The sequence below is a fragment of the Arcticibacterium sp. genome, assembly GCF_055134445.1.
In genome coordinates, this window is the sequence record NZ_JBSRVI010000166.1 from 57865 (window position 1) to 80216 (window position 22352).

General features: G+C 38.9%; 9 protein-coding genes. All 9 read left to right on the plus strand.

What is annotated here, in order from left to right; genetic code table 11:
- Positions 1-17: 17 nt before the first annotated feature.
- The 9 genes from cmk (at position 18) to odhB (ending at position 22331) form a co-directional block, all read left to right on the plus strand.
- Positions 18-716 (plus strand): (d)CMP kinase, encoded by a 699-nt coding sequence (gene cmk, locus ACTBZY_RS22010; protein WP_463048547.1) that lies wholly within the window; start codon positions 18-20, stop codon positions 714-716.
- Positions 706-1764 carry an NAD(P)/FAD-dependent oxidoreductase gene (locus ACTBZY_RS22015; RefSeq protein ID WP_463048548.1) on the plus strand — a complete coding sequence of 353 codons (1059 nt, stop codon included), beginning with the start codon at positions 706-708 and terminating at the stop codon, positions 1762-1764. Before cmk ends, ACTBZY_RS22015 begins: the two co-directional genes overlap by 11 nt.
- Before the next feature lie 22 nt (positions 1765-1786).
- Positions 1787-4075: a hypothetical protein gene (locus ACTBZY_RS22020; RefSeq protein ID WP_463048549.1), complete on the plus strand. Its 2289-nt coding sequence runs from the start codon at positions 1787-1789 to the stop codon at positions 4073-4075.
- Between the two features lie 379 nt (positions 4076-4454).
- Positions 4455-13121, plus strand: a complete 8667-nt coding sequence (locus ACTBZY_RS22025; protein WP_463048550.1) for an SdrD B-like domain-containing protein — start codon at positions 4455-4457, stop codon at positions 13119-13121.
- Between the two features lie 134 nt (positions 13122-13255).
- The gene (locus tag ACTBZY_RS22030) at positions 13256-14263 is read left to right on the plus strand and encodes a PorP/SprF family type IX secretion system membrane protein (protein WP_463048551.1); all 1008 of its coding nucleotides are present in this window, start codon (positions 13256-13258) and stop codon (positions 14261-14263) included.
- Positions 14264-14319: 56 nt separating this feature from the next.
- Entirely contained in the window at positions 14320-16812 is a 2493-nt protein-coding gene (locus tag ACTBZY_RS22035; protein WP_463048552.1) for a carboxypeptidase regulatory-like domain-containing protein, read from the plus strand.
- A 118-nt stretch (positions 16813-16930) separates the two neighbouring features.
- Complete coding sequence (locus ACTBZY_RS22040; protein WP_463048553.1) at positions 16931-17815, plus strand: PorP/SprF family type IX secretion system membrane protein; 885 nt, start codon at positions 16931-16933, stop codon at positions 17813-17815.
- Between the two features lie 199 nt (positions 17816-18014).
- Positions 18015-20804 (plus strand): 2-oxoglutarate dehydrogenase E1 component, encoded by a 2790-nt coding sequence (locus ACTBZY_RS22045; protein ID WP_463048554.1) that lies wholly within the window; start codon positions 18015-18017, stop codon positions 20802-20804.
- 3 nt (positions 20805-20807) lie between these two features.
- On the plus strand, positions 20808-22331 hold the full coding sequence (gene odhB, locus ACTBZY_RS22050; RefSeq protein WP_463048555.1) for a 2-oxoglutarate dehydrogenase complex dihydrolipoyllysine-residue succinyltransferase: 1524 nt from the start codon (positions 20808-20810) through the stop codon (positions 22329-22331).
- Positions 22332-22352 lie beyond the last annotated feature (21 nt).

The window sequence follows — 22352 nt, forward strand, 5'->3', positions numbered from 1 at the left end:
TGAACAAATAATTCTGAATGTACAAAATCATAATAGCGATAGACGGCTATTCCAGCTGTGGAAAATCATCAACTGCAAAAGGTGCAGCCGCCCATTTAGGCTATGCCTATATAGACACGGGAGCCATGTATAGAGCCGTAACACTCTATTTCCACGAAAAACACATCTCTCTGTCGGATAGCAAACAAATCAATAAAGCTTTAGACGAAATCTCTATAGAGTTTAGAAGGAATAAGTTTGGAGAAAACCAGACCTACCTCAACGGCCTAAACGTGGAGAATGAAATTAGAAAGCTCTATGTGGCCAATAAAGTAAGTGAAGTAAGTGCCATAGCCGAAGTAAGACATGCTTTAGTGGCTCAACAACGTAAAATCGGAGAAAAGAAAGGAGTGGTTATGGATGGAAGAGACATTTCCTCTGTTGTTTTTCCAGATGCAGAACTAAAAATTTTCATGACCGCAGATCCATTGATAAGAGCCCAAAGGAGGCAAATTGAATTAATGGAGAAAAAAGAAATTCAAAGCATAGAGGATATACTTTCTAACATTGAAAAAAGAGATCAAATAGACACGACCAGGAAAGAAAGTCCACTAACCCAAGTACCTGATGCCCAAGTAATAGACACTTCTTATATGACACTTGACGAGCAAATTGAAATGGTGTGTATTATGGCAGACGAAGCTCTTTCAATAAAAATAAGAAACGATGAAGGCTGAGTTCCTAATTATAGGTCAAGGTATAGCTGGAACATGCCTGGCACATCAACTTCTTGCAAAAGGAAAGACGGTCAAAATACTTCATAACAGCAATTTAGCCAGTAGCTCTAAAGTAGCTGGAGGAATGTTTAATCCAGTTACTGGAAAAAGACTGGCGAAAACATGGATGCAGGAGGAAATATTTGCTTTCATGGATCAGTTTTATTCCAATCTGGAAGTGTTAATGGAGGAAACATTCCTTCATAAAATGCAAATATATAGGCCCTTTAAAAACGAGAATCAGAAGTCACAATTCCTCAGAGCTATTGAGCACAAAGAGCTTGGAAACCTTATAGAATATGTAGCTCACAATGAGTCCTTAAAAGGCATTATAAATGAACCATTAGGAGGAATAAGTACCTCAGAAAGTGGCAGGTTAGATGTACCCTTATTTTTGGAAAAGTCGGCTCAATACTTTCATTCAAAACAAATTCTGGAAGAAGGGGATTTTAATATTGATGGTCTAATTAGACATACGGAACACATTGAATATAAGGGAGAACAGTATAAATATATTATTTTCTGCGAGGGCGTGCATGTTAAAAGCAACCCTTATTTCAATTGGCTTCCATTTAATCCCGTAAAAGGAGAAACACTGGATATAACATTAGAAGGCTCACAATTTGATTTTATTGTAAACCAAGGCTCTTGGATAATGCCCATTGGCCAAGGGAAATATAAAATGGGTTCTACCTATGATTGGGATAATTTGGATTTTGAAACAACGGCCGACGCAAGAGCATCCATCTTAGAAAAATCTAAAAGCTTTCTGATTCCAGAAATCAAAGTAATAGCTCAGCACGCTGGGATAAGACCTGCTGTAGAAGACCGAAGACCCATCCTAGGAGACCATCCTATTCACAAAAATATTCTCATTTTTAATGGTCTAGGTACAAAGGGCGTTTCGTTGGCTCCTTTCTTTGCAAACCAACTTGTAGAATACATTATTGAAGGAAAAGAAATTGACCGGGAATCAACTATTGAGCGTTATTATCCGTTATATTCGTAAGCATTATTTTTAAGTCTGTACTATGAAAAAAGTTTTTACGCTACTTCTTATTTTAGGGAGTATGACGGCATTCTCGCAAGGGTATTACTCCGTTTCACAAGAAACCTTTGGTAGAAATAGAATTCAGCTTCGGAAGCTAGATTGGAAAACTATAAATAGTAACAACTTTGAATTCAACTATTATAGAGGTGGGCAAGAGATTGCCATGAAAGCCGCCAAAATAGCTGAAGGTGAATACAGGAAAATAACCGAGATACTTGGTTATACCCCTTTCACTTCCATGAAAATATTCCTTTATAATACTCCTAAGCAAATGGAGCAGAGTAATATTGGGCTTACCACCCCTATAGAATATGATGGCGGAATATTAAACCTTTCAAGGGCTAGAATAGAAATTCCGTATACTGGAAACGACAGTATTTTTAAGACAGAATTAGTTAATCAAATTTCTGGACTTTTTGTTTACGACATGCTTTTTGGTGGCTCTTTAAAGGAAGTTCTCCAGAGTTCTTTATTACTTACTGTACCAGAATGGTATATGAGCGGTATATCATCTTACATCTCTAAAGACGGTATGTCTGAGCAAGATCTGGCTGAGATAAAAGAGGCTTTGCTTAGGAATGACAACAAAAAACTTAACAATCTTAGCTCCGCAGATGCCAAAATCCTCGGTAGATCTATTTGGCATTATATAGCCGAAAAATATGGAAGGGATAACATTTCAAACATTCTCAACCTCACTAGAATAATTAGAGCCGAGCAGAGTAGCATCACCAGTACTTTAGGAATTTCCTTTGGAAGATTTATCCAAGAATGGAAAGCCTACTACCTATCAAATGGCTCTGTGATCTCTAAAAAAGATATTCCAATTGAGGAGAAACGTCCTAACTTTAGCAGTACAGGAAATCAAATCCCCAAACTCATCAACTTAAAGGATGATGAGATAGATACAGAATACTACGAGTTTGAAGAGGTTAACGTTCTTAAAGCTACGGAGCTTGTCAGTCAAGTTCTTCCTGAACAAACCAGTACTTTTAATAGAAATAGATTAATAAGAGGCAACGAAGAGTTTAAAATATCAACGCCAAAAGCATATCAAAATCTACTCCTCACGCAAGACCTTAAAACAGACTTTTATAATGACCCTGTTAGAAAGCTAGGAATGAATAATTCCTTATCTCTAAACGACTTACTGGAGAATCATGTTATAAAATTCGACTTATTCATTACACCAACTGTCAAAAATCATGACATTAAGGCGAGCTACACCAATTACAAAAAAAGAGTAGATTGGGGAATTGCTTTTGAAAGAAGATCTATTATTGTGGATCCTAGAACAGAAAAACAGTTCTATATTCTGAACCCTTTGAATATTGCACTGAGAAGAGAAACCCTTAATAGAAGAATATACCTCCACAATATTATAGGAACCATTTCTTATCCGCTTAGTCCTAACCTTAAGGTGAATGTAATGCCTTCTTTGTTTTTCAATAATGATATAGATTATTATGAAGTAGCCAGAGACGTGCAAAAAAATTCCTACGGTGGAGTAAAAACGGAAATCGTTTACGACAACACAAAGAAACTACTAGGAGATGGCTTTTTGTCTGGTACAAGAGCCAAAATCTCTTATCAAAAGAACCTGGCTTTTGGAGATCCTAATGAAAGCTTTAATGGCCTTTATATTGACGCCAGGCATTATCAGAATATCACTTCTGGACTTCAATTTGCCGCCAGGTTTAACTACGGTAGCTCGACAGGGAATAGTCCCAAATACACCTTCTTAGGAGGAATGGAGAATACATTAAATAGAGATATTTACAGTACTAACAACCAAATAGGAGGAACACCAGGTAATTTAAAAGATATTGTTTTTTATAATTATGCAGGGAATTTAAGAGGCTTTGATTTTGCCAAACTTTACGGTACCAAACACATCTTGGTTAACCTTGAATTAAGATTATCTCTTGCGGGGTATTTTTCTAAAAATACTGTTACTTCTAGCATGATTAGAAACCTACAGCTGGTAGTATTTAATGATATAGGTACGGCATGGATGGGAGATAAAGGCCCGTGGAGTCGCGAAAATAGCCTTAATACCCAAGTCATAGGAGGTTCTAAAATTGAGGGCATCAACAACCCCTTTTATGCCGTGGTTACTAATTTCAAGAACCCTTTCTTATCTGGATACGGAGGTGGTATAAGAACCACCATTTTAGGCTTTTTCGTAAAGGCTGACTATGCCTTTGGGCTTGAAAATAAGGAGTTCAGCAAGGGTAAATTCTACTTATCATTGGGTCATGAATTCTAGAAAATTCACCAATTAATCATACTTAATATTTACTTATTCAAAGTAATAAAGAACCTCAATAAATCTGTAAATCAAGATCATAGATTCTTTTTGGCACAATTTTAGTGCAAGCCATATATAGTGATTCCAAGCTAAATTTGGTAAATTCATGCAATATTCCGTGTTAATTCAAGCACAGGAGTGGTATGTATTAATTCACTAGCAATCAGGAGCTTAAATTATTATTCATCGTAAGAAACATGAAAAGACCAGGACAATCGCCCTTTGGCATAATTTTCGTTTCAATTAATGTGATTCAAGAAAGATCTGTGCCGACTATTGACCAAAATCAATTTTCACATTATTTTCTTGACGAAAAATCTGACATCAGATGCTTACAATGTTTACTTTAAAAACTAACCAAAAGAACGAAAGTTCCTCGTTGTTATCAACGAACACCAAGATCGGTGGCCCTATAGCTACGCCAGACCTTGGCTATAATAGTTTTAAGGCATACAAAGTCTCCACTTTTGACCATTCTTTTCTAACCAACAGAAAAGAAGATAATTACCTAACCAAATCTTGGACAGATAATTCAAATCTAGCATCGATTATAGCTTCACCTGCTTTAAAAAACTTAAGGACTATTGTTCCATCGTGCAAAAGCCTAAAAAATATGATATCAAATTTTACAATCGTCAATCGTCATTTAAGCTTTATCACCACTTTGGTCATGTTGCTAACAATATCCGCGATGAACCTGTATGGTCAAGACACAGATCTAGCTTTGAGGCATGCTATTAATAAGTCAACGCCCAATGTTGGTGAAGATATCATATACACGCTTTATGTAAAAAATGAAGGTGCTAACCCAGCCACAGGTGTGGTGGTCAATGACCAAACCCCTTATGGAGGGATTACCAATGTCGTCCTGAACGCTCAGGAAGGTACTGCCTCATATAATGCGGCAAATGGTCTGGTGATTTGGAATATAGCAAACATTGCTGCTGGAGATTCTGCTACATTAGAAATCTCTGCGAAAACGAGTCAACAAGGCATTTACTTCAGTATCGCTGAAATAATGGCTCTTGACCAAAACGATACGGATTCAAGCCCTGGTAATAATTCGCTATCAGAAGATGACATGAAAAATTCTTGCTTCAGTATACCAGTTACTTGGTATCCAGGAGATGAATACGAGCTTAGCATTCCCCAACCATTTAATAATGGCTTAGGAATTAAATGGTTTAAGAATGGGACAGAAATTAATAATAATACAGCTGGAACTACTTTAAACCCGAACGGGACTTTGGCTGTTTCCAGTGTTGGATCTTATACTTTTGAAGCCTCTAACAGTGTTTGCCCTTCTGGTGGATGCTGTCCTTTTGTATTGTTTGAAGGACCATATGGCTCTATTGGAGACTTTGTTTGGACCGATACAAATTCTAATGGTATTCAGGATGTAGGAGAAACGGGTTTAAATAACGTTACGGTTTATTTGCTAAATGAATTAAATGTTAAAATTGATAGTACCATATCTGGTCCGAACGGAAGTTATCTTTTCGATAGCCTGATCACTGGCACTTACCAAGTTCAATTCAAAAATGCTCCAGAATATGTTTTCTCTCCTAAAGATGTTGTAAACGACGCTGTTGATAATGACGTTGATCCTGCCACAGGAAAAACAGGCTCCATAAGTATTGATACCTCTTTACCTATTGGTAATAAAGGAAGAAATAATAATGATGTGGATGCTGGTTTACACCTGCAAACCGAATGTCCAGAAATTGTAACTATATCTGTAGTGGCTGATAACCTTTGTGTAGGAGATTCCACTTATTTGGAAGCTAGTTCTACAAATACGGGGGATATTTCTTGGTACTATAGCTCGGCAGGCGGTACACCAATATTTGTTACCCAAAGTGGTCAAAAACATTTAATTTTCCCTACTACCACCACTACCTATTACGCACAATTAGCATCTGCCCCATTGGCATGTGTTAATCCAAGAGTCCCTGTGGCGGTAATTTTAAACGCAAGACCCTCTAATCCGTCTTGCTTCAATATCATAGAAGTTTGCCTAGGCGAAACCACCAACCTCAACGAATTAATCATTAACGCCATTACCACTCCCGGTGGTAAATTTGAGTGGCATACAGGCCCGCTATCCAGCTCTGCTAAAGTTTCAAATACGGCTTCGGCAACGCCTGGGAAATATTATCTATTTGAAAAATCTGGTGCAGGATGTTACAGTAATCCGGCAGTGGCTGAGATTGTGGAAAAATCTTGTGACATGTTCGTTGATCTGGATTTAATTAAATTTGCAGATTCTAGAGTGGTAGCTCAAAATGATATCGTAAACTATACCATCAGAGTTTCCAATAGCGGACCTAATGCGGCAACCAATGTTAAAGTAAGAGACGTATTACCCGCTGGCCTTGTGTTTGTTTCAAGTTCAGACTTGAGCAATACATCTGGAACGTTAGAAGCTAGTATTGCTTCTATTGCTGTAAACCAAACCATTACGCTTAGATATACAGCCCGTGTAATTGGCTCAGGAAATATAATTAACATTGCTGAAGTTATGAGTGCAGATCAAGTGGATCTGGATTCTACTCCAGGAAATGCCATAACATTAAATGAGGACGATGACGATGACGAAATTATTACGGTAATTTCTAATGACCCTGAAGCTGATTTAAGTCTACAAAAATTAGTAAGTAGTAATTCTCCTTCTTCAGGTGATGTTATCAACTATACCATTAGAGTTAATAATGCCGGCCCAGATGCCGCAACTAATGTAGAAGTTACGGATGTTTTACCAGCTGGATTAAGTTACGTTTCCTCGGTTGGAGCAAGCGGAATCACCGTAACAGACAACCTTATCAAAGCACGCTTTGACGCAATTGCTAGTGGACAAACACTACAATTCTCTATTAAAGCAAAAGTTACTGCAACAGAAGGACTTGTTACCAACAGGGCCGAAATTACTGCTGCCGACCAAAATGACCCAGATTCTAAACCGGCAAGTGGTGTAAACGAAGATGATGAGGATACTGCAGATATTACGGTAATTCCAGCTTGTAATCCATTAACGCCTATTATATCTAGCAATAAGTTAGAAATATGCCAAGGTCAAAGTACTACTTTAGTAGCCGTTGGATGTACTGGAACTGTGGAATGGTCTAATGGTTCTGTGGGAGCCTCTATTTCAGTTAGCCCGGCTGCCATCACTAATTATACTGCCGTTTGTAGAGTAAATACATGCGTTAGCCAAGAGTCTAATTTATTAACCATCATTGTAGGCTCTCCATCTGTTCCTACCGTAAAAGCAAATAACACCAATATTTGTTCTGGCGAAGTCGTAACATTAACCGCCACTTCATGCAATGGTTCCGTTAAATGGAGCAACGGCATGACTGGCACATCTATTAATGTAACACCAACCGCTACCACGACCTACTCTGCTACTTGTTCTGTAGGTACTTGTATTAGTGGAGCCTCAGGTAACATAACCATAGAAGTAGGTTCTGGTCAATCACCGATAATAACTGCCACTTCAAACAACATTTGTTCTGGAGATACAGTAACCTTAACAGTTACAAACTGCTCTGGAGCCTTTACCTGGAACACGAATGCAACCTCAGCTAGCATTAAAGTAAATCCGACAGTAACCACTACCTACTCTGTAACATGTGGCTCTAGCTCTTGTTCAGGAACTGCTTTTGAAACCGTTACCGTTGGTAGCGGAGTTAAACCAACTGTTACGGCCTCCAATAATGAGATTTGCGTGGGCGGTAGTACTACATTGACTGCTTCGAACTGTTCATCTAACTTACTATGGAGTACGGGTGCTAGTACAACTTCTATTTCTGTAAGCCCTGCAGCTACTACGACATACACAGTAACATGTGGTTCTGGAAATTGTACTGGAACAGCCTCTGTGAGTATAAAAGTAACCAACGGAACCCCTCCAGTTATTGCTGCTTCGTCTAATCAATTATGTGAAGCCGGTGATGTAACACTTACTGCCACGGGTTGTAATGGAACAGTAAAATGGTCAAATGGTAAAACGGGAGCATCAATTACAGCCAATATCGCAGCAAACACTTCTTTCACGGCAACATGTTCTAACGCCTCGTGTACAAGTGGAAACTCAAATACAGTGAATATCACTATAGGCACTTTGGAATCTCCAAATGTGACTACAAGCGGAAATACAGTTTGTTCAAGTTCAAAAGTGACATTAACCGCCACGGGTTGCTCAGGAACAGTGCTTTGGTCTGGAGGTCAAACCGGAAATATAATCGAGGTCTCTCCATCTTTTAAAACCACTTATACTGCAAATTGTAAAATTGGAACATGTACTTCTGGAGCATCTAACCCTGTAGTTATAAATGTTATTACAGCTCCTACTTCTCCAGTAATCAGCTGTAGTGCATCAAGAATATGTCCTGGTGAGTCTATCACCTTAAATGGTCTTGGTTGTGAAGGAACAGTGAGCTGGAGTAATGGTTCTGTAGGAAATTCTATAACGGTATCTCCTACCCAAACCACAGTTTATACGGCATCTTGTTGGATAGGAACTTGTGAAAGTCAAGTTTCTGCACCTGCTACCATCAATGTAGGCAACCCGTTCCCGCCACAAGTCAAATGTCAAAATACACAGATTTGTTTGGGAGCATCTACCACTTTAGAAGCTGCAGGATGTGTAGGGACTATTGTATGGAACACTGGTGAAACAGGACCAGTTATAAATGTATCTCCTACCACCATGACTAGCTACTCCGCTATATGCAAGGGTTCCACTTGTCAAAGTGAAGAATCTAACACCGTTACGGTAGGTGTTACCAATAACAGTATTGTAGCTCCAACGGTAAGCACACTGACAAATGATTGTCCAGTGGAAACCGTAAATCTTAATAATGCGGTTACAAGTTCCGTCAAAACTGTAGGTGGAAGTTTTGTATTCCGCACCGCAAACTCTCCTAATTCTCCTGCTGTATCGAATATTACGAGCATAGCCACTTCTGGTACATTCTATGTATTTGAAGACGGAGGAAATGGATGTTATAGTACAGGCTCTAAAATTGAAGTCGGAATAATAGCCTGTGAATCTCCCGTTGATTGTATCATAAATCCTGCTACCGCTTCGGCTGGGAAGGACTCCACAGTATGTTTAGCTGGAGATACTTTCCCACTAAATGGTAAAATTGGAGGCTCCGCCCAAACGGGAACATGGACTACTTCTGGTACGGGTACTTTTGCAAATGCACTAAACCCAATTACGACTTATAAGTATAGCTTGGCAGATGTTACAAATGGTTCGGTAACATTAACACTAACCACCAACGACCCAGATAACGAAGGTTCTTGTGTGGCTGCTAAAGCTTCTCTGGTATTAACAATAAATGGAGTTAAGACGAAACCAACCATAACAAGTAGCAAATCACCTGTTATTTGTTTAGGAGATTCTGTAACTCTTGAAGCCAACGAAACCGCTGCATCATACCTTTGGAGCAACGGCCAAACGACAAAGAGCATTAAAGTAGGTCTTGCAGGAGAGTTTTCTGTTAAACTTATCAATGCAAATGGCTGTGCCTCTATAAGCTCAGAGAAAATAGAAGTAACCAATATGTCCGGTATTGCTGGACCATCAGTCAACTCTCAAGCTAAAAACGTTTGTCCAGCGACTACGGTTAACTTAAATGCTAATGTAACAAGCACTCCAGCGTCTGAAAACGGTACATTTGAATTCCATACGGGCTCTACCCCTACATCTCCAATGCTAGGAAATGTGTCGGCCATGCCATCCGGTGATTACTATGTATTTGAAAGAAGTGAGTTAGGTTGCTATAGCAACGCCTCTAAGATATCAGTGGTCATCGATGATTGTAATATTAACGCATCCGATGCTGAGGTAGGAATATTGATAGTTGGAAACAAAACTTCAGTTTCGCTTGGAGACCAAGTGGTTTACACCATTACAGTAAAAAACAACGGACCTGATACTGCAACAAATATTGATATCGAAAATATACTTCCTGCCGGATTAGAAATAGTTAGCTCTACACCAGGCCTAACCAATCTTAATGGAAAGTTGACAACCACCATTCCAGAATTAGCCAAAGGTGCTTCAAGAACATTCATCTATACGGCTAAAATCAATAAGTCGGGTATCGTGTCTAATGTGGTTAAAATAACAGACCTTGACCAGACAGACCCAATTAAGAGTAACAACTCGAGCAAGTTTGACCTAGAGTGTGCTACTTGTCAGGAGTCTTGTATTGCTACGGCACTAAAAGCTGATTCCACGAGACAAGGAGATGGTACCTACAACATCAAGTTCACTGCTCTAATTCAGAACTGTGGAAACGCAAATCTGACGGGACTTAGTCTTGTAGCTAATATGAAAAGCATGTTTGGTAACACAGCTACCTATGCACTCATTCAGCAGCCAACTGCCAATTCTGGTAGCTCTTTAGTTCCAAATGAAAATTACGATGGAAACGGCGTCACTGAATTGCTTAAGATTACGACAAGTTCTTTAGGAACAGGAATAACGGATACGGTAACATGGGTTGTAAACCTAGTACCGAACGGAACCGAAGGCCCATATAGTGTTAACGCCGTGGCCTCTGGTGTTGCTCAGACCATATTCAATATCCCTCAAGATATATCAGATGTCTCTAATGATGGAATATTTATCGACGCTCCTAGCGGAACTCCAACGGTGGTTAAACTTTACAAAACACCAAGTATTGGCTTATCGCTTGCCATCATAGATACCTTGACAGAAGTGGACGGTTCACTAAACGTAACATTCCAAGCTTTGGTTAAAAACAACGGTTCGTTGGCACTATCCAATGTAATTGTAAGTGATACTTTGAGTAATACATTTAAGTTACCATCCACATATTCAATACTAGGTTTGCCAATTATTAATGCAGGAAGTGGCTTAGTAGTGAACACAAACTTTGATGGAAAAGCAAATCCTGAATTAACACTTCCAAGCAGTACTTTAGCTTTAGGCGTTACAGATACTATAATTTTCAAAGTAAACGTGAACGCCAACGAGGTTAAGAAATTCTTAAACCAAGCCATAGCCCAGGGTACTGGCACATTGACTGGAGGTGGAAGCTCTACCGTAGTAGATGTATCAAATACAGGATACAATCCTGACGAACCAGGTGCTAAGCCTACGGAGCTTAACCTAGAGAAAGAAGAAGATTCTAACTCTATTCAGGACGTTTGTTTAGGTGTAGCTCTTTATGTCTCAGATTCAACGAAGTTGGTAGATGGTTCATTTGACATTACTTACACAGCCTTGATATCAAACTGTGGCAATGCCAACTTGACAGACATAAGCTTATGCGATACACTTTCTAGCTCTTTTGGTGCCCCAGCAGTGGTAACTCTTAAGGATGCTCCAAGCCTTGGTCTTAACAGTACTTTGGCTCTGAATACTACTTATGATGGAATCACCAACTTCTGCATGTTAAATACCAGCAGTAGCTCAATTGCTCCAAATAAGGTGGATACGGTGAGATGGACCATTAATCTTACATTGAATAGTAATAATGGACCGTTCAGAAAGAATATAACTGTAACAGCGGTTACGCCAAACGACAGTACCATCTCTGATAAGTCTAATGACGGAACTAACCCATCACCAGTAGGCGAAAATCCAACTGTTCTTAACTTTAATAATCTGGCTCCAGACTTAATTGGTCTGTCTAAAGAGATGGTGAGTATAGCGATGGTGAGTGAAAATATTTATGACGTTGTATTTAAGTTCAATGTTAAAAACTATGGTATTATTGATTTCACCGGTGTTCAGGTTCAAGATAACTTGGCCGAGACCTTTGGACCTAATGTAATCATAGACAGTGTCAGGATATTTGATGTGTCTGCGGGCTTAACAGTTAATCCTAACTTCACAGGAAAAGGAATATTGATAGACATGCTAGTAGATAGTACCAGTACGCTACCTGTTAAAACTACCCGAAGCCTTTCCATGCTGACAAGGTTAGACCTATCACAGTCTGATACCTCTAAGTATGAAAACATGGCCTTAGCAATAGGATATCAAAATGGAAGCTCTACAGATGATTTATCTACGGTAGGTTCTAATCCAGACCCTGATGCAGACGGTACTCCAGAAAATAACAGTAATCCTACTCCAATTGACTTTGGCGGTATGATTCAGCCAGGCGGCAATGTAACACCGCTAGGAATAGCCAAGTCTATGACAGACACCGTGGCTATAGTAGATGGTAGTTACCAAATCACTTATAAAGTCGTCGTTAAAAACTATGGTGATGTTAAATTGACCAATATCCAACTCACTGATTCACTTTCAAAGGTATTTAATGACAGTACAGACTTTGCTATGATTGGAAGCCCGTCATTGACGGCTAACAGCACTTTAATATTGAATCCAGACTTTGATGGTGTTGTCGACTTGGATTTCTTATTGTCTCAAAACAGTAGCTTGGCAGCCGGAGCCTCTGACACACTTACTTTCAAAGTAAAAGTTAGAAACAACAGAGGAAGCAATGCCACTTATAATAACACCATATACGGAACGGCAATTTCGGGTTCTGGAACGGTGACAGATAAGTCTACAGAAGGTGTTAACCCAGATACAGATGGTGATAACAACCCAGGTAATAACAATACGCCGACGGCGGTAACACTGAAAAGTGGAAAGGATAATAACCCAACCAATTTGGCAGTGTCTATACCCGGTGGTATATCTCCAAACGACGATGGACTTAACGACAAATTGGTAATATCTGGAATTACAGAAAATGACCAAGTGACCTTAAGAGTCTATAACAGATGGGGTGAATTAGTTTTTGAATCTTTAAACTACAAAAAACAATTCCCTGGAAGCAGCGACGGCTGGAACGGTACTGCTAATACAGGAATTAGACCTAGCAAAATAGAAACTAAGTTGCCTGATGGTACTTACTTCTTCAGTGCTGAAAGTAGCAATAGCGAAGTATTTAAGGGTAAAATATATTATAACTTCATAACCATAGCGGGAGGAAGTAAAAAATAAAAAATCTATCAAAGGAGGTGTATAGCCTCTTTTGACGATTTAATAAGCAAGCGAATTTAATTTTACAAAATATTGAAATTCAGAACATTGAACACTTCTGAAGAGCGAAAGTTGAATCTATAGAATAATACAAAATGAGAGGTTTAAAATTGTTAATTGGAAAAATGGCTTTACTTCTAGTTGGTGCATTATCAGCTTTACAGTCAAATGCCCAGCAGGAGGTCATGTATTCACAATACATGTTTAATACTCTGGCTATCAACCCATCTTACGCAGGTAGTAGAGATGTCTTAAGTCTAACCGCCCTTGGTAGATACCAATGGATCGGCGTGAATGGCTCCCCTACCACCTATTCATTTACACTGGATATGCCCTTTAAAAATGAAAAAATGGGGCTGGGACTTACAGCATATACCGATGCTATTGGTGTAAGTAGAACCACGGGAATAAATATACCTTATGCATACCGGGTAAAAGTAGGTGCTAAATCTACCTTGGCTTTAGGTGTGCAGCTAGGCTTAGACTATGTCAGTAACAACCTCTCTAGCGTTGCTAATGTAGGCCTTGGCGACAACGTGTTTGACGGCTCCAATGATGTCAACAAAATGTTCCCAAATGCTGGACTAGGTCTCTTCTTTAGTACAGATAGAGGTTATATCGGCCTCTCTGTGCCAAAAATCATTGAGAATCAACTTTCTTCTTATGTCTCCAATGGAGAAACTTACGAAAGTAAACAAAGAAGACACTATTTTGCTATGCTGGGCTTTGTAGTAGGTAAAGGAAATGTAAAAATCAAGCCTTCCACAATGCTGAGATATACTAAAGGTGCCCCATTAGGAATAGATGGAAATATAAATGTATGGTTTAGAGATAAAATTGCCGTTGGGTTCTCTGCTAGAAAATCTCAAGCAACATTATCTGGTCAAGATGTAATGGATGCCTTAATAGGAATTTTTGAACTTCAGTTAACACCTCAACTAAGACTAGGTTATTCTTATGATTATAATATGACTTCTTTAAATTCTGAGAATTCCAATTCAAAAGTAACCACTAGGTTAACCGGAACACCAACACATGAAGGTCTTTTACGTTATGAGTTTGGTTATACCAAAAACAAAATCCTTACACCGCGTTACTTCTAATTTAACTATTGCAAGAAAAACTGTCCATTAATTTGGGTCTATAAATTGAACAAAACATGTTAGCCATAATCAAAAAAAATATTCTTTTGGTGATGCTAGGTTTTATAGTCACATTAAGTGCCTCAGCCCAGCAGTCCTTGCTTAAAATGGCAGAACACCATTACGACAACCTATCCTATGTTAGAGCGATTGAGGCATACGAGCAAGCTTTAACAAAAAAGAACATAGAGCCTGATGATGCTAGATCGGCTAGAATCAAACTGGCAGACAGTTATACCAAACTTAAAGACAATGGTAATGCAGAAAGAGTTTTTGCAGAACTGTTCTCTTCTGGAGCAGAGCTTCCAGATACAGAATCAATGGTTTATCTGAAATATGCTCAGGTGCTTGCTAGTAATGGCAAATACCAAGAGTCTCAGACGATGTATGATACCTATACTCAGAAAGCTCAAAATGACCCAAGAGGTCAAGGTTTCTCAAAGCTCTATAATGACGTTTCCGTTTTGTCTAAAAACGCAAGCTGTTATAATGTAGATTATCTTTCTATAAATACCACTGCATCAGACTTCAGCCCTTCTTATTTCAGAAACGGTTTAGTTTTCGTTTCCAACAGAAAAAATACTTCCGGCGTAAGTAGAGTGTTTCAATGGAGTGAGACACCATTTTTAGATTTATTTTTCCTTGAAGATTTGGCCGAACTAGGAAGTAATTCCTCTGCTGGCTTGGGTGGAAGTAGTTCTGCAAATAATTCTTCAAAAAATAGTAAGAAAAAAAGAACAGGCGTGGTTGGTGATGATGAATACACCTCCCCTACCGCTAACGACTCTAAAACCATTGGTTCATTCGGTGGTACCAGTATTTCTGCTGGTCACGGATACGGAGACAGTCCAGAAACAGAATCTGAAAGATTAAGTGGTTCTATAAACTCAAAATATCATGAAGGACCTTCTGCATTCTTTAAAGATGGTCAAAGGGTCATTTTCACAAGAAATAATTTTGTTAAAGGAAAAGCGGAAAAAAGCTCTGATGGCATCAATAAACTAAAACTATATATTGCCAACGCCGACAAAAAAGGATGGGCAGATATCGCTGAATTACCATTTAACAGTGACGAATACTCCACGGGTCACCCTACATTATCTCCGAACGAAGATTATCTATTCTTTGCTTCTGACATGCCTGGTGGTTATGGAGGAACGGATATTTATGCAGCCAAAATAGACAACGGAAACTGGTCGCAGCCAATTAACTTGGGTCCAGAAATTAACACAAAAGGAAATGAAATGTTTCCATATGTAGACGAGAATGGAAACCTTTACTTTTCTTCCGAAGGTCTTCCAGGTCTTGGAGGATTGGACATTTTCTTTGTGCAATTAAACGCCACTAAAGTTCAGGGTGCTCCTATAAATTTAGGAACTCCAATTAACTCTAGCAATGACGACTTTGGTATGCTTACGGATGGTTTGAGAAAAAGTGGCTACTTCAGCTCCAATAGAAAAAGAGGAGGAGACGATGACGACATCTACAAATTTGAAAGAGAATGTGAAATTCAGGAAGGTTGCGATTTGATTTTAGCGGTGTATGATGCTGAAACAAAAATGCCCCTTGATAACGTAACCATTAAATATACGGATGCTTCCGGAAATATTCAAGAAGCAATGACAGATGAAGACGGAAGTTTAACGCTGAAGAACCTTAGTCAAAATACGGAATACACTTTCTCTGCCAGTAGAGATGGCTATAACGCAAATATCGTAAGTTTAACCACAGAAAACTGCGACAACGAACCGTCAAGACTTGAAATACCAATGACTCCTCCTGTTCCGGCTAATCAGCAAGACGGCATTGCCAAAAACAACAATGGAAAAGGCGTACAAGGCCCTACCAGTGGTCTTTCGGAAAGTGGTTTCTCCAACAATAAAACCTGTATTATAAAAGGTAGAGTGTTAATGCAAAACACGGATAAGCCTATGGCTGGTGTATTGGTTTCTTTAAAAAATGAGTGTGATGCGAGCACACAAACTGCCTACACCGACGAATCTGGCTATTACGAATTTACAGTGGCTGAAGGTTGTGATTACACATTAACGGGTGCTAAAAGCAACTTAGCCTCACAAGATAAAACCGTCAGTAAATTAAGCTGTGCTGATGGTGGAGTTACCGCAAATGTTTTCATGTTTGGTTCAGGAGATATCGTTGAAATTGAAAATATTTATTTCGACTATGGAAAACATAACATTAGAGCCGATGCTCGAGAAGGCATTGATAAGCTTGTGAAAGTAATGAGAGAACACCCAGGTATGAAGATTGCCTTGGCTTCACATACAGATAGCCGTAGCCCGAAAGACTTCAATCAGAAACTTTCAGAAGGTAGAGCTAGTGAATCTGCTGAATACCTTTTCAAAAGAGGGATTAGCAGAAGTAGAGTAACCTTTGCAGGATATGGAGAATCAAAAATACTCAATGGTTGCGTGGATGGTGTTAAATGTACCGAAGCTCAGCATCAAAAAAATAGAAGAACGGAGTTTGAAATAGTTCAAATGAACTAAGGACACAAATAGATGAATTAGAAAACCGCTTGCCACAACAAGCGGTTTTTTTTGTACCTAAAATGATTTCTTGACACATTTTTGAGTAGGTTCGCAGGAGTTATTTGAATAAACCTTTATGAAGAAAACAATCCTTCTTTTCTTATTAATCGGACACACGGCATTTAGTCAATTTGGTCTTTCAGACCAATACCAGTTTAACCTTCTAGCGGTAAATCCTGCATTTGCAGGAGAAAGAGGAAACCTAGGGGTGACCGCTATGCTCGGAAACCAATTTAGTGGCAACTTTAAACCCAACTTGATTTCTCAGATAGTTTCACTAGAAGGTAAACTGGGTACCAGTAACAGCTCTCTTGGATTTCAAGGGTTCAGAAATACTTTAACAGGCAATACAAGTAATGGATTAAACCTTTCGTACTCCTATGCTATAAAAAGAGAAGCAGTGAGAATTAATCTCGGTCTCAACGGTGGTTTTGTGGTAACTCCAAACCTCATTGGCTCTCAGAATTTCACCCAGCAGCTATCTCCTATTTTCGGATTAGGTATTTCTGCCATTACCGATGATGCTTTTTTGAGTATCTCCGCCCCTACGCTTATTTCTGAAAGTAACTTCTATACACTCGTCTATAAACCCATCTATTTAATGGCAGGCTATAGACTACCTATAGCGGAGAACATTGCCCTCAATTTGAGTGCATTAGCGGGTTTAGACATAGAATATGACAATACCAATCATCTTCATTTGAATCCTAAATTATGGTTGGCAGATAGACTCGGAATTGGAGCTAGTTTTAGATTGAGACAAAATACCGAAATGAGTATTATTACCACAGCCGAGCTGAAAATTTCAGAATCATCAAAAGTTGGCATCTCTTATGACCCTCATCCTTTGAGACTATTAACCACTTCTGGATTAATAAACCCAAACGGTTTATTTCAGCTTATGTTTAGATATGATGTTTTTGGAGTACATGAAAAAAGTCCACTTTTAAATTCATTCTAACAAAAGATAGACTTAGAAAAATCCAATAAAATCTTGTAAATCAATACTCTTCCCCATTAATAATGATTTCTTGACTTTAAATTTAAATAAAAAGACATATTTCATTGAGAAAATAGGTTTATTGTTACTTCGTTTTAAAAGCAAATTTTAACTTTGCCTTTCCTATCTTATCAGAGCATTAAGCATTATTAAAAAATCAATGGACCAGTACTCTTACTTGGCAAATGCAGACGTCTCAGCTATAGAATCAATCTATGAGCAGTTCAAAGAAAATCCAGAATCAGTAGATGAAAGCTGGCAAAACTTTTTCAAGGGTTTCGAATTTTCGGAACAATGGAAGAGTAATGGCACGGCTACTACCGCATCAGGCGATAAGTCTAATGAGCACGTACGCAAAGAAATTGAGGTAGTTCACCTCATTCGTGGTATTCGTGCCCGTGGGCACATGGCAGCCAAAATCAACCCGCTGTGGCCAGAAAGAAAACACGACCCTAGTTTAAATCTCGAAGACTTCAAATTATCAGAGGCTGATCTTGACACGGTTTTTGAAGCCGGAATTGAAGTCCTTGGTAGACCAGGCACCCTAAGAGAAATCAATGATACCCTTAGAAAGGTATATCTAGGGCCTATAGGTTTTGAATATCAATATATTAGGGACCGTAAAATCAAAGGTTGGTTTAGAAGGAAAATTGAAGGTGAATATCTTAAATTCAAACCCTCTGTAGAACAACAGAAAAGGATCCTGAAGAAGTTAAATCAAGCTGCGGCTTTTGAAAACTTTTTACATACCAAATACTTAGGAAAAAAACGTTTCTCTATAGAAGGAGGTGAATCCACAATTCCAGCTCTAGATGCAGCCATTTTGAAAGGTGCAGAACTAGGTGTGGAAGAAGTGGTCATTGGAATGGCACATAGAGGTAGGCTAAATGTTTTAACAAACATTATGCAAAAACCTTACGAGCAAATTTTCAATGAATTTGAAGAAAACATAGAAGAAGAAGAGTATAGCGATGGTGATGTAAAATATCACATGGGATATACTTCCCAGGTTTTAACACCTGCTGGCAAAAGAGTGAGTTTAAAACTAATGGCTAATCCATCTCACTTAGAGGCGGTAGACCCTGTGGTTTTAGGTTATGCCCGAGCTAGAGCAGATGCTCACTATGAGAGTAGTGGTAGAAAAATAAATGATTTCGACGACATATATGACCGTATTCTTCCTATCATTATTCATGGAGATGCTTCTCTAGCTGGTCAGGGTATCGTTTACGAAATCACCCAAATGTCTAACCTACCTGGATATTATGTAGGTGGTTCTATTCATTTTATCATTAATAATCAGGTTGGTTTTACTACTGATAATGATGACGCAAGATCTAGCTTATACTGCTCCGATGTTGCCAAAATTCTAGATACACCTATTTTCCACGTCAATGGAGACGATCCGGAAGCGGTAGTTTATGCTATGCAGCTGGCGATTGAGTTTAGACAAGAATTTAATAGAGACGTATTTATTGATATGATTTGCTATCGTAAATATGGTCATAATGAAGCTGATGAGCCAAGGTTCACGCAGCCATCTATGTATAAATTTATAAACGACCATCAAAACCCTCGTGACGTTTATTTACAAAAGTTAAAAGAACAGGGCGAAGACAATATTGGTCTAGCCAAGCAATTGAAAGCTTCTTTTGATAGTAATTTACAAGAGCTACTTTCTAAGGTTAAGCAAAGACAACTTCCTTATGAGCTTCCTAAACTGGAGCAAGAATGGCAGCTGTTAAGAAAATCAAAAAAAGAAGACTTCCTTTTCTCTCCAAAAACTGGAATTGACAAAGAAGCTATTGCCTTAATTGGAGCAGCATTATCTAACATTCCAAAAGGTTTTAATGCCATCAAACAGATAAGCAAAGTTCTTGAAGAGAGAAGTAGCATTTTTGCTGGTGAGAAAGAATTTAACTGGGCTGCGGCAGAACTAATGGCCTTCGGGTCTATTCTGAACGACGGAAAATGGTTAAGAATGACGGGACAGGATGTTCAAAGAGGGACTTTCTCTCATAGACATGCGGTTCTTCATGACATAGAGACCAATGCCAATTATAATAACTTAGAGCATATTAGAGAAGGACAAGGTAAAATTGAGCTTTATAACTCTCTTTTATCTGAATATGCCGTTATGGGTTATGAATATGGTTATGCTATGGCGAATCCAAATGCCTTAGTGATTTGGGAAGCTCAGTTTGGAGATTTTGCAAATGGTGCCCAGACCATGATTGACCAATTTATCTCCGCTGCGGAGTCTAAATGGAAAACTCAAAATGGTTTGGTATTGTTATTACCTCATGGATATGAAGGACAAGGACCAGAGCATTCTAACGCAAGACCTGAGCGATTTTTGCAACTGTCGGCAGAGTATAACATGTATGTATGTGCATGTACCACACCTGCAAACATATTCCATATGTTAAGAAGACAGCTGGCACTTCCTTTCAGAAAGCCTTGTGTGCATATGTCTCCAAAATCTATGCTACGTCATCCTGGAGCTATTTCAAAAATGGAAGAGTTCCTACCTGGCACTAGCTTTAGAGAGACCATTGGTGATGATTATGCCGATGCCAAAAAAGTAAAAAGAGTGTTGCTTTGTTCTGGAAAGGTTTTTTATGACTTACTAGAGAAACAACAAAAAGACGAGATAAAAGATATCGCAATTATTCGTGTAGAACAATTGCACCCGTTCCCAAAAGATCAAATTCAAGAACTTTTAGGTCAGTATCCTGCCAAAGCAGAAACTATTTGGGTACAGGAAGAACCTCAGAATATGGGAGCTTGGTCTTTCATATTAAGAGAATTCCCTGAGATTGGCATTTCTGATGTAATTGCGAGAAAGAAGAGTGCCTCTCCGGCCACTGGTTACACCAAATACCATCAGCAAGGCCAAACTGAAATTATTAATAAAGCATTTGATTTGACTAAAAAAGACAATAAATAGATCATGGCAGTTGAAATGAAAGTACCCTCGGTAGGTGAGTCTGTAACGGAAGTTACAATAGCCTCTTGGGTAAAGAAAGATGGTGATTTTGTAAACATGGATGAAATCATCTGTGAACTAGAGTCTGATAAGGCTACTTTTGAACTTCCAGCTGAAGCTTCAGGAATTTTAAGAATAGTGGCTCAAGAAGATGAAACTCTTGAAATAGGTGCATTAGTTTGTAGAATTGAAGAATCTGCAAAATCAACGCCTGAAGCATCAGCTCCAGCTCCAGCTACACCTGCTACTGAAGCAGCAGCTCCTGTAGCAAATACTTCTACTGGGGAAGTAATTAACGTAACCATCCCTACCGTAGGTGAATCTATTACTGAAGTTACTTTAAGCTCATGGATTAAGAAAGATGGAGACTTCGTGGAAATGGATGAAATCATCTGCGAACTAGAATCCGATAAAGCCACTTTTGAACTCCCATCTCCAAGTGCCGGAATTATCAGTATCATTGCTGAAGAAGGTGCCGTAATACCTGTAGGTGATATTGTAGCCAAGATTGCCGTAGGGGCGTCTTCTGCTCCTGCAGCCACAGCTCCTCAAGCTGCCGCTGCCCCTGTAGCAGCCGCCGCAGGAAATGACACCTATGCTTCTGGACATCCTTCTCCATCTGCCGCTAAATTACTTTCTGAAAAAGGAATAGATGCTGCATCCGTAAAAGGAACTGGTGTAGATGGAAGAGTAACGAAAGAAGATGCTCAAAATGCACAAAAATCTGCTCCAGCAAAACCTAGCCCTGCTCCTACTCCAACCAAATCTGCAGAAATACCTGAAGGAGATAGAGGCCAAAGAAGAGAGAAGATGACTTCTCTTAGAAAAACTATAGCCAAAAGATTGGTGTCGGTTAAAAATGAAACCGCCATGCTTACTACTTTTAACGAAGTAGACATGAAGCCAATTATGGACTTAAGAAAAAGCTATAAAGATAAATTTAAGGAGATTCACGGCGTAGGTCTTGGTTTCATGTCTTTCTTTACTAAGGCATGTTCTATTGCTCTTCAAGAATTCCCGACTATCAATGCATATATTGACGGTGAGGAAATTGTATTTAATGATTTCGCTGATATTTCAATTGCAGTTTCTGCCCCTAAAGGATTAGTAGTTCCCGTTATTAGAAATGCTGAGAAATTGTCTTTTGCAGGTATTGAATCTGAAGTAGTGCGTTTAGCCATAAAAGCTAGAGATGGCAAGTTAACCATCCCTGAAATGACTGGTGGAACTTTCACGATAACCAATGGTGGTATTTTTGGTTCTATGCTTTCTACACCAATTATTAATGCTCCGCAATCTGCTATTCTAGGAATGCATAATATTGTAGAAAGACCTGTAGCTATAAATGGTCAAGTAGAAATTAGACCTATCATGTATTTGGCTCTTTCTTATGACCATAGAACTATTGACGGAAAACAATCTGTTAGTTTCTTAGTAAGACTGAAACAGCTATTGGAGGATCCAATGAGAATGATGCTGGAAGTTTAAGCTTCGAGTGCATGAGCTTAC